Below are 9,877 nucleotides of genomic sequence, written 5' to 3' on the forward strand. Positions count from 1 at the left end.
CTGACCGCACGCATCGGCCGAGGCTAAAGAAACGTTTGCGCCTACCGTAAACCCTTATCAGAAGGCGTTGCAGTTTAAGCACGGCTGCGCCATCGCACTAAAAAACGACACCGATCTGGCAAGAGAGAAGAGAAGCAATGGTTTTCACTTATAGGGACATGATGGTCACCCCCGCCGCCATCCGTCAGGGCAACATGTTTGCGGCCCACGCCTACGTTCAGGAATTGGACGGGCGCGAGCATTCGGTGCGTTTGCCAGGCGAATTCCCGTGCATGGAAGAAGCGATCCGCTTCGCCATCTCGGCCGGTTTCGAGTACATCGACGTCGAAAGGAACTGCTGCTGAACGTGTGACACGCCGGACGTGCGATCATTACTGGTTCCCTTACGATCCGATTCGCACCGACATGTCTTCCTCAAGCGTCACGCATGCAACCCGTTTGCCGCTCGCAAGCGTCGGCACCATGCTGGTGTCGATGTTCTGCTTCGCCGTCGTCGATACGCTCGCGAAAGCGGTCGCGCTCCACTATCCGGCGAACGAAGTCACGTTCTTTCGCATGCTGTTCGGCCTGTTTCCGGCAATAGCGATCTGCTGCATTGGCGAGCGATCCTTGCGCGATCGGCTGCGCAATCTCGACTTCAAAGGACAGACCGTACGTGCGGTGACGCTGGTTGGCGCATCGGCGTTTTTCTTCGCGGGGCTGCCGTATATTCCGCTCGGTGAAGCGGTGGCGATTGCTTATTCGGAGACCTTGATCGTCGTGCTGCTTGCACCGCTCATGCTGCACGAAAAGCTCTCGAAACGCGGCGCATGGTCGGCACTGGTCGGCTTTGCGGGCGTATTGCTGGTGGTGCGGCCGGGCGGCGGGGAATCGGTATGGTTCGGGCCATTGTTGTTGCTTGGCAGCGCGCTGTGCGGCGCAATTTCGCTCGTGCAAATCAAGCGCATTCGTGAGAGCGACGACTCGCGTACCACGGTGCTGTTCTTCACCACGGTCGGCACGCTGCTGACAGGCTCCACGCTCTTTTTTAGCTGGAAAACGCCGACCTTCGACGCGCTCTTCATCATGGCGATGATGGGCATCATGGCGACCGCAGGCCAACTCCTCGTCACGATTGCCTTCCGACGCGGCGAAGCGGGCGCGCTCGCGCCGTTCAACTACACGAGCATCGTGTGGGCAGCGTTATTTGCGTACCTGCTGTGGGGCGAAACGATCGCGTGGCTCTCGATGGCGGGCATTGCGTTGATCGTGGGAAGCGCGATTGCAGTGGCGTGGCAACGCAAGCTGGAAGACGGACCGATCGCGTAAATCACCGCTTTTCCGTTTCTATCGCTCGGCCGTATCCCGTCAGTTCGAGATATCCGCGTCCTTTCGAAGTACCAACTAAACGCACCGCACCTTCCCAATACAAGGCACCGGTCGATTCGCGCGAATCCAGTTCCTGATCATCGATCAGCGGTGCGAGCGACCAGCGCTTGTCACCAACGAGCACGTTCATCGCTACGGGATACGTCGTGCCCGTGCGCGGCGAACGCCATTCGCGCACGGGCGTGAAATCGACATCGCCTGGACCGTATTGCGTGGTGTGTCCGTTCTGATCGCGCAATGCGGCGTGCGCCCAGACGGCGTGTCCATCGCGTGAGCGGACTTTGAAGGCCATCAACGCGCCGCCATTGTCGAGATTCGCGCCGAGCCAATCCCAACCCGCTGCATCGGGCGATAACAGCGTGCTCGACCATTCGTGATCGAGCCATGCGCTGCCCTTCACATCAACTGATTTACCCGATGGCCTCAGCACCCGGCCGCTTACGCTCAATTGCGGCTCGCTGTAGTAACAGCTCGCCTGCTCCGGCAACGGCCCTTTCTGCGAATAGCCTTCATCGCCCTGGAACATCGGCGCTTGCGTCGGCTTGAAGATGAGATGCAGTGCGAAATTGTTGGCATCGGCATCGACGGAATAGTTTCCATCGGGGGAACGCGTCATATGCCATTTGTCGAGCTTCACGTCGGTGTTATCCGGCTTCGAATACGCGAGTCCGAAGCCTTGTCGCGCGATGTTTTGATCGTGCACCAAGCGCCCATATTCAGGGTCCGACAAGGCCGCATGCGCAATGATCAACTGCGATGGATCGAACGATCCTTCGCCATGCTTACCAGTATTCGAACGAAAGAACGTGATCTGAAAGCCGAGCGGTTTATGATCCGGCGTCTCCAGCCAGCCCGTCGCATACCACCATTCCGTGCGATACGCGGGATGCGCGCCGCTGTCCTGCGGCCACGTGATCGGCTTGCCGGGGACGACAGCGGCGAATTTCGCTTCATCCGCTGACGCGTGCAGAGAAAACGCCAGCAGCAACGCATAAAAACACGCACGCATCACCAGTCCTCCTTCACGGCGCGCACGGCATCGAAGGAGACGGCGCGTCGGCCTGCGAGCACCGCCGTCGCGCAGGAGGACGCCAGCATCACGCAGCCGATGATGCCGATCATCGTCCACGGTACATGCAGCGACATCGTCCAGTGGAAGGATTGCGGATTGACCACGAAGACGAGAATCAGGCTGATGGCGAAGCCGAGCACGCATCCCATTGCGATACCGACCAACGTCAGCAAGCCTCCTTCGCAGCCAAGCAGCGCGAGTATCTGCGCACGCGTTACGCCGATGTGCCGCAACATGCCGAATTCGCGCGATCGTGCCAGCGTCTGCGTCGAAAACGTCGCGGCCACGCCGAATAAGCCGATCACGATCGCGACTGCTTCCAGCAGATACGTCACCGCGAAACTGCGATCGAAGATGGTCAGCGTGCGAGCGCGGATATCGCCAGGCGTCGAAAATTCCAACGCATTGCCAAAAGGCAATTGCTTCAGACTACTGATGATCTGCGCAGGTGTTGCGCCCTTCTGCAAGAAAATAGCGATATCGGTCGCGGTCGTATCGCCGGTAAGCCGTCGATAGTCTGCGAGCCTGATTTGCAACGCGCCGGTCTGCCGCACGTAATCACGCCAGATGCCTGCGATCACCACATGGCCGATCGGCATCGGCAGCGTCAGCCGTTGCCCGACGCGATAGCCGTATAAATCCACCATCGCTTCCGATGCCCACACCGGCGTTTCATCCGCGCGCCACGCGGACGGCGCGAGCGGCGTGCCGGTCATTTGCAGCGTCGCGCCGGGATCGGCGACGTCGAGTTCGCGGGCGATCAGCGCGATGGGCGGCTTGCCGGCATCGAGCGTGAGCGACGAAACGCGCGAGAACGCCGCACGCGCGACGCCATCCGCATGAGCGATCTGCAATTGTTGATCGGGCCGCAAGCCGCCCGTGTCGCCGCTTGCCGCGATCCGCGCGTAGACATCGGCGGACAACAGATGCGCGAGCCAGTCCTCCACGGATACGCGGAAGCTCGCCACCATGATCGCCATCGCGACGATCAACGTGAAGCTCGACAGCACGCCACCCATCGCAATCGATGCCTGCCCCGGCGCGTTGGCCAGACGTGCGAGCGCGAGCGTGGTCATCGCATGACCGGGACGCATCGCGCGATGGCGGCTGAAGTGGCGAAACACGATGGCGGTCAGGCGCGGCATCAACGCAATGCCGCCGATCAGCAGCAACGCGACGGCAAGATAACCGGCGACGGGTGTATCGAATAAAGGCGGAGCTTGCGTCAACGCACCGCCAAGCGCAAGCGCGATCAACGCGGGCCAGGGCGTCGATAAAGGCGTCAGCGCCGCTTCTTCACTGCCGGATTTGAGCGCAGGCGCAGGTCGCGTGCGCGCCGCTTCGAGCGCGGGAACCAGCGTGCCCGCCAAGGCCACGCCGATACCGAGCACGAGAAAAATAGCGCTGGCAACAGGCTCGAAACCGACATGCGGCTGCACGCCGGGAAAATATCCGCCGCCGAGATCGCTGCCGAAAAAGCGCAGCGCGAGTGCCGCGATCGTAAAACCGAGCACGATGCCCAACACCCCGCCCGTCACGCCCAGCAACGCGCCTTCAAGCATGATTTGCCGCACCAGCGATGCACGCGTCATGCCGAGCACACGCAGCATGGCGAACTGCGCGCGACGTCGCACGACGCCTGCGGCCTGCGTCGAAAACACCAGGAACGCGCCGGTAAAAAGCGCGACCAACGCCAACACATTCATGTTGATGCGATACGCGCGCGACAATCGATCAGTACGACTTTCTATATCACGCGTCTCGGTCACAGCGAAGCGCGTACCCAATTCACGCTGCAAAGCACGCCTGAATGCTTCACGATCGATACCTCGCTCGAGCTGCACATCCACACGCGAGAGCCTGCCCGTCATGGCGAAATGCGCCTGCACGCCTGCGATATCCATCACGGCGATGCGCTGCCCCGGAAGCGCGTGTTCGATTGCACCGGCCACCCGCAAACGCACCGGCGACGTGCCGCTTTGCAGCGTCACATGCGAGCCGATAGGCGCATCGAGCCATTGCTGCGCGGCGGGCGACAGGAAGATGGCGTCGGGATCGAGCACATCGAATGGCGTTTGCTGCGCGGGCACGCCAGTCAAATCCGGCGCGATCCGCTTCGCGCGGAACACGTCGATGCCGAGCACTTTAAGCGGCGCGTTTTTCTGCGGCACGGCGGCGTCCACTTCCAGCACCGGACTTACTATAGCCACGCCCGCACGCGTGGCAAGCTGCGGATAAACGGTTTCATCGATAAAAGGCTGTGCGCCGCGCACCTGCAAATCCGCTTGTCCCGAGAGACTGCGCGCCGCTGCCGAGAACTCGCCGAACGCCGCGCCATTGATAAGCTGTACTGCATACCCCAATCCGACGCCGAGCGCGATCGTCAATATGGCGACGAGCGCGCGCCCGCGATGGCTGCGCCATTGCGCGAGCAGAAGCCATCGTGTGAGAAGACGTTCAGCGGTCATTGCGGGCCGCGCGCATGCAGGGTGCCATCGGCCAAAATCAGCACGCGATCGGCGAAGGCGGCGGCGGCTTCGGAATGCGTAACCATGACCGTCGCGGCGTGATTCGCCTTCGTTTCGGCGCGCAGCAATTCGAGCACTTCGTGCGCGGTTTGCGGGTCGAGATTGCCGGTGGGTTCATCGGCCAATAAAAGCCTCGGGCGATGCACCAGCGCGCGCGCAATCGCCACGCGCTGCAATTCGCCGCCCGATAACTGACGCGGTAAATCGCCGCCGCGTCCGTCGAGGCCGACAGCCGCGAGCATATCTTCGGCGGGCGTCGGGCTTTGGCCGTTCAACAGCAAAGGCACCGCGACGTTCTGTGCGAGCGTCAGATGCGGCAGCACATGGAACGCCTGAAACACGAAGCCCAGCTTTTGTCGACGCAGACGCGTGGCGGCATCGTCGGAAAGCGAGGAAATGGATGCGCCGTCGATCAACACGTCGCCGCTTTCGGCGGTATCGAGACCGGCGATCAGATTGAGCAGCGTGGATTTACCGACGCCCGAATCGCCCATGATGGCGACGAATTCGCCCGCATGGAGCGTGAAATCGAGCGCGGAGAGAACGATACGGCCGCTGCCATAGGTCTTGCGCAGGCGGCGGCATTCGAGTGCGGGAACTAAAGCGGAAGCGAAATCGGGCATGTGGACGTGGTTATCGGCGGCGGAAGCATTTTCTCTCATTCGCAGAAAACTCGCCGCCGAAAACCTGCCGCCCGCGCTTATCAACCCGTCTTCAACACATGCAGATTCGAATCACTGAAGCCGTTCGTCGAGGTCGAAGTCAAGGCCGAACCCGAAGCCGTATTCACGCGCAAATCCGGCTTCGCCACGGGCTTTTTTGCTTCGCGCATCGATAAATACCGCAGACAGCACACGCGCAGAAACGAGGCGAAATTGGTCGGCAATTCGCCGCGCAGATCGATCAGTTCGTCGTAGAGCTTCACGGCGAACTGGCTCGTGGTCAGGTTCTCGCGCGCGGCGATTTCCTGAAGCACATCCCAGAAGAGATTTTCCAGCCGGACCGTGGTGATCACGCCATGAATGCGCAGCGAACGAGTGCGCGATTCATAGAGGATCGGATCCGCATTGATATACACACCACACATGACGTCGCCTCCGTGCATTCAGTGGCCGGACCCTTGAAAAAAGGCCCGGCGTCGATTTGCCAAAGCTACCGCATCATGCTGTCCTGCACAATCGAGTCAAACCCGGCGCGCATTCATCTGCTGCGCGATGTAATCCGCCTGCCGGATCGCCAGCGTCACGATGGTGAGCGTCGGATTTTCCGCCGCGCCCGATGTGAACTGGCTGCCGTCCGAGATGAACAGGTTCGCCACTTCGTGCGTCTGGCCGTGGCTGTTGCACACGCCATCGTCGGCCTTGGCGCTCATGCGTGCGGTGCCGAGATTGTGTGTCGATGGATACGGCGGCACGATATACGTGGCCTTCGCGCCCGCTGCTTCGTACACGGCGCTTCCCTGCTTGAACGCGTGGTTGCGCATGGCTTCGTCGTTCGGGTGATCGTCGAAGTGGACGTTCGGCACCGGCATGCCGTACTGGTCCTTTACGTCGCTATTAAGCGTGATGCGGTTGCTCGCGCGCGGCATATCTTCCCCGACGATCCACATGCCCGCCGTGTAAGCGTACTGGTCCATCGCCTGCGTGAAGTCTGGTCCCCATGCGCCCGGATTCAGGAACGCGGCGTAGAACGGCAAGCCGAGCGAAATCGTTTCCATGTGATAGCCGCCCGCGAAACCACGCTTCGGATCGAACTTCGCTTCGTCTTCGATGATGCCGGCCATCGTCGTGCCCTTGAACATCTCGACCTTGTCGTTGAACACACCATAGACAGAACCGGTGGTGTGTCGCATGTAATTGCGGCCGACTTGTCCTGAACCGTTGGCGAGGCCATCGGGGAACTTGCTGGAATTCGAGTTGAGCAGAAGACGCGGCGTTTCGATCGAATTGCCTGCGACCGCCACCAAACGCGCCTTTTGACGCTGAATTTTGCCGTCCTTGTCGTAATAGACCACGCCGGTGACCTTGCCGCGCGAGTCGTGCTCAATCTTCACCACATGCGATTGCGGCCGCAATTCCATATGGCCCGTGGTCTGTCCGTGCGGAATCTCCGTATAGAGCGTAGACCATTTCGCGCCCATACGGCAGCCCTGAAAGCAGAAGCCACGCTGGAAGCAGTGCGTGCGATCGTCGCGTACGGTGCTGTTGATCGCCATATGGCCGGTGTTGCATTCCTTGTAGCCGACCTTCATCGCGCCCGCGGACATCACCTTGAAATTGTTATTGCCCGGCAGCCCCGGCAGTCCATTCGTACGCGTCACGCCCATCTTCTTTTCGGCGCGATCGTAGTACGGATCGAGATCGGCGCGCGTGACCGGCCAGTCGAGCAGATTGGCGTCCTTCATATCGCCGTACGTCGTGCGAGCCTTGAATTCATAGGGCTGAATGCGCAAACTCGCGCCCGCCCAGTGAACCGTCGTGCCGCCCACGGTCTTGCAGATCCATGCGGGCAGATTCGGAAAGTCTTTAGCAACACGCCAGCTTCCCGATGTCGTACGTTTGTCGAGCCACGAGAGTTGCTTAAAGGCGCTCCATTCTTCTGTCGAAAAATCGCCTTGCGTGTGCATGCCGCCCGCTTCCAACACCACCACGTCGATACCTTTCTGCGCAAGCTCATTGGCCAAGGTGCCGCCACCCGCGCCCGAACCGATCACCACGACCACATGGTCGTCGGTGTTCTTGAACTTCACCTTGTTCTCTGTGTACATGACCATTTCCGTACTCCCTTTTCCTGTGTTCGATTTGCTTAAAGCTTGGCTTAGATATTCCTTAGCGCCGCTTTAGCCATCCTTGGGAATCGGGCCACTATCGCCGGGAGGCGGGTCCGGCAGCCATGACAAGTTGTTAAAGCCTTGATAGAGATAGCCGCCGTCGCCTTGCGCCGCGCCATAGCCGAAATGCGTGTAAGCCATCGTATTGCTATAGAGCGATACCACCGCCGTGCTGCGAATGGTTTCAAAGAACGGCGTGCCCGCAAGCGCCGCGACGTCCTTGGCTTGTTGATCCGGCGCGCGCTTGGTCCAGTCGGAACCGGCCGTTGCATCCAGCTTGGCAATGCCATCGGCGATTTGCTGCTTAACGGCGGGATCGGCTTTGGCTTTGGCGTCTACGTCTTTGACGGCGAGTGCATAAACGGCATCGTCGAGATTGGCGTGCGGAAATACTTGCTTGGTAAAGGCCAGCAGCACTTCGCCCTGATGCGTGTCCAGTCCTTGCAATTCGAGCGCCCAGACGCGGCTTGGCGCAAACGCCGCGAAAATCGACGTGAAAGCGAGCGTCCCAACCAGTACGCCCGAACCGCGCAGGAATTCGCGGCGCGTCAGCGGGATGCGTGGCGGCGGGGCTTCATCGGCATGAGTGTGTCCACCGTCGTGCGCGCGCGTGGGCGCGACGATCGGAATGATCGTGTTCCGCATGTCTCTCTCCTTGTGGGGTACTCCAACTCCTGACGCTTTAGTTTTTTTGCGTCGATTTCTTAGCGTTTATTCGTAGTGCCCGTGACGCTCGAGCACTTCGATCTTGTATCCGTCGGGGTCCAATATAAAAAAGAAACGGGCGATCAACTGACCATCATCGGCCTTGAATTCTTTGAGGTCGAGTGGCTTCATCCCTAAGCCGATCAGGCGTTCGCGGTCAGCCTTCGCATCCGCCACGCTCACCGCGACGTGTCCATAACCGTCACCGTGCGTGTAAGGCTCGGGGCGGTCTTTATTCCACGTCAGTTCAAGCTCGGCGCTGGATTCTTCATTGCGCAAATAGGCGAGCGAAAAGTCCGGAAAATCAAGCCGATGTTTGACGCGCAAACCGAACGCATCTTCATAGAAGCGCAGCGACGAATCCAAATCCTTGACGCGGATCATCGTGTGAATGAGTTTTGCCATTGCGGGTGACCCTCCTCGTTGTATCGGCTTCTTGCGTTGTCGAAGCCAAGTTTAGGGAGGCGCGCAGATGTCTGGTAATGGCCGGTTATATAGTGCTTAGGACTTGCCCTTAGAGACGGTGTATTCCCTAAGCATTTCTTTGCCTTGAGCGCGCAAGTCACTAAGAAAAAACCCTGCAAGCGAAAGCCGCTTGCAGGGTTTGAGGCCCTCGGAACAAGGCGCTGCTTAGAAATTATGGCGAATGCCGAGCGTGACGGACACTTGACGGTCGTTATTGGAATTAGGCAGATTGGGAATCTGCGCATAGTTGGCCGCTGCACCCGTCGATGGATCGACGCCTAAGCCCGCGCCGTTCGCTTTCTGCAAAATCGCCACGCCGTAAAGCGACGTGCGCTTGGACAACGCGTAGTTCGCGCCGAGGTTCAACTGATGGAACCGCGTGGACGATCCGCCATCCGGCTTGGCAAGGTTGTAGATATAAGCAAGCCCGAGTTGCAGGAACGGCGTTACCGCGTAAGTCAGATTCGCCTCGCCGATATCGAAGGCAATATTGCGGCCTTGAGGATTGGCGGCATCGGCAAAATACTGACTGTGTTCCAGGCGCGTGTGCGTATAAGTCAGCGCAATCGTCGCCGGACCAATGGCATACGATGCGCCCGCGCCGTATGCTTTGAGCGCTTCGGCATTCTGCAACTGGCAATAAAGCGCCGACGTATTTGAGCAGGCGAAATCGCCGAAATAGCCTGACGTGCCGCCAAGCGCCGTATCGAGCGGATTACGCAGATTCAAATATCCTGCGCTGATCGAGAAAGGCGCATGCGCATAAGTCACGGCAAATGCGTAACCACGCTTTTGCGCAAAGTCGCCCGCCACGCCGCCTAAGCTATACGTGCCGCCAATGGAAAAACCGTTCCAATCGGGACTCGTGTACTTGATCGCGTTATTGAAGTTGAACGCTTCGTTGAGGTT

General features: G+C 59.7%; 10 protein-coding genes. 2 read left to right on the forward strand and 8 right to left on the reverse strand.

All coding sequences use genetic code 11. The annotated features are described in order from the left end of the window. Positions 1–158: 158 nt before the first annotated feature. Together P7F28_RS30815 and P7F28_RS30820 are read left to right on the forward strand one after the other, a co-directional pair. Positions 159–344 (forward strand): hypothetical protein, encoded by a 186-nt coding sequence (locus P7F28_RS30815; protein WP_277188960.1) that lies wholly within the window; start codon positions 159–161, stop codon positions 342–344. 61 nt (positions 345–405) lie between these two features. Then, positions 406–1,308 carry a DMT family transporter gene (locus P7F28_RS30820; RefSeq protein WP_277188962.1) on the forward strand — a complete coding sequence of 301 codons (903 nt, stop codon included), beginning with the start codon at positions 406–408 and terminating at the stop codon, positions 1,306–1,308. A 1-nt stretch (position 1,309) separates the two neighbouring features. On the opposite strand, the gene P7F28_RS30825 is transcribed toward P7F28_RS30820, so the two are convergent. From P7F28_RS30825 to P7F28_RS30860, 8 genes are all read right to left on the reverse strand, one after another. Beyond that, positions 1,310–2,377: a lipocalin-like domain-containing protein gene (locus P7F28_RS30825; RefSeq protein ID WP_277188964.1), complete on the reverse strand. Its 1,068-nt coding sequence runs from the start codon at positions 2,375–2,377 to the stop codon at positions 1,310–1,312. Next, entirely contained in the window at positions 2,377–4,908 is a 2,532-nt protein-coding gene (locus tag P7F28_RS30830) for an FtsX-like permease family protein (protein ID WP_277188965.1), read from the reverse strand. The genes P7F28_RS30825 and P7F28_RS30830 overlap by 1 nt, the downstream gene beginning before the upstream one ends. Beyond that, positions 4,905–5,591, reverse strand: a complete 687-nt coding sequence (locus tag P7F28_RS30835; protein WP_277188967.1) for an ABC transporter ATP-binding protein — start codon at positions 5,589–5,591, stop codon at positions 4,905–4,907. The genes P7F28_RS30830 and P7F28_RS30835 overlap by 4 nt, the downstream gene beginning before the upstream one ends. 80 nt (positions 5,592–5,671) lie before the next feature. After that, positions 5,672–6,055, reverse strand: coding sequence for a ribbon-helix-helix domain-containing protein (locus P7F28_RS30840; RefSeq protein ID WP_277188969.1), 384 nt, complete (start codon positions 6,053–6,055; stop codon positions 5,672–5,674). Between the two features lie 96 nt (positions 6,056–6,151). After that, the gene (locus P7F28_RS30845) at positions 6,152–7,735 is read right to left on the reverse strand and encodes a GMC family oxidoreductase (RefSeq protein WP_277188971.1); all 1,584 of its coding nucleotides are present in this window, start codon (positions 7,733–7,735) and stop codon (positions 6,152–6,154) included. Positions 7,736–7,807: 72 nt separating this feature from the next. Next, positions 7,808–8,443: a twin-arginine translocation signal domain-containing protein gene (locus P7F28_RS30850; protein WP_277188973.1), complete on the reverse strand. Its 636-nt coding sequence runs from the start codon at positions 8,441–8,443 to the stop codon at positions 7,808–7,810. A gap of 66 nt (positions 8,444–8,509) precedes the next feature. Beyond that, the gene (locus tag P7F28_RS30855) at positions 8,510–8,908 is read right to left on the reverse strand and encodes a VOC family protein (protein ID WP_277188975.1); all 399 of its coding nucleotides are present in this window, start codon (positions 8,906–8,908) and stop codon (positions 8,510–8,512) included. A 225-nt stretch (positions 8,909–9,133) separates the two neighbouring features. Beyond that, positions 9,134–9,877: porin (locus P7F28_RS30860; protein WP_277188977.1), on the reverse strand; the 744-nt coding region annotated here is incomplete at its 5' end.

Source organism: Caballeronia sp. BR00000012568055, assembly GCF_029439455.1.
Lineage (GTDB): Bacteria > Pseudomonadota > Gammaproteobacteria > Burkholderiales > Burkholderiaceae > Caballeronia.

What these genes read in the sequence shown, in the direction of transcription:
- P7F28_RS30840 (WP_277188969.1), bottom strand. Translation starts at nt 6,055, where the DNA reads ATGTGTGGTGTGTATATCAATGCGGATCCGATCCTCTATGAATCGCGC.
- P7F28_RS30820 (WP_277188962.1), top strand. Translation starts at nt 406, where the DNA reads ATGTCTTCCTCAAGCGTCACGCATGCAACCCGTTTGCCGCTCGCAAGC.
- P7F28_RS30845 (WP_277188971.1), bottom strand. Translation starts at nt 7,735, where the DNA reads ATGTACACAGAGAACAAGGTGAAGTTCAAGAACACCGACGACCATGTG.
- P7F28_RS30830 (WP_277188965.1), bottom strand. Translation starts at nt 4,908, where the DNA reads ATGACCGCTGAACGTCTTCTCACACGATGGCTTCTGCTCGCGCAATGG.
- P7F28_RS30815 (WP_277188960.1), top strand. Translation starts at nt 159, where the DNA reads ATGATGGTCACCCCCGCCGCCATCCGTCAGGGCAACATGTTTGCGGCC.
- P7F28_RS30825 (WP_277188964.1), bottom strand. Translation starts at nt 2,377, where the DNA reads ATGCGTGCGTGTTTTTATGCGTTGCTGCTGGCGTTTTCTCTGCACGCG.
- P7F28_RS30850 (WP_277188973.1), bottom strand. Translation starts at nt 8,443, where the DNA reads ATGCGGAACACGATCATTCCGATCGTCGCGCCCACGCGCGCGCACGAC.
- P7F28_RS30855 (WP_277188975.1), bottom strand. Translation starts at nt 8,908, where the DNA reads ATGGCAAAACTCATTCACACGATGATCCGCGTCAAGGATTTGGATTCG.
- P7F28_RS30835 (WP_277188967.1), bottom strand. Translation starts at nt 5,591, where the DNA reads ATGCCCGATTTCGCTTCCGCTTTAGTTCCCGCACTCGAATGCCGCCGC.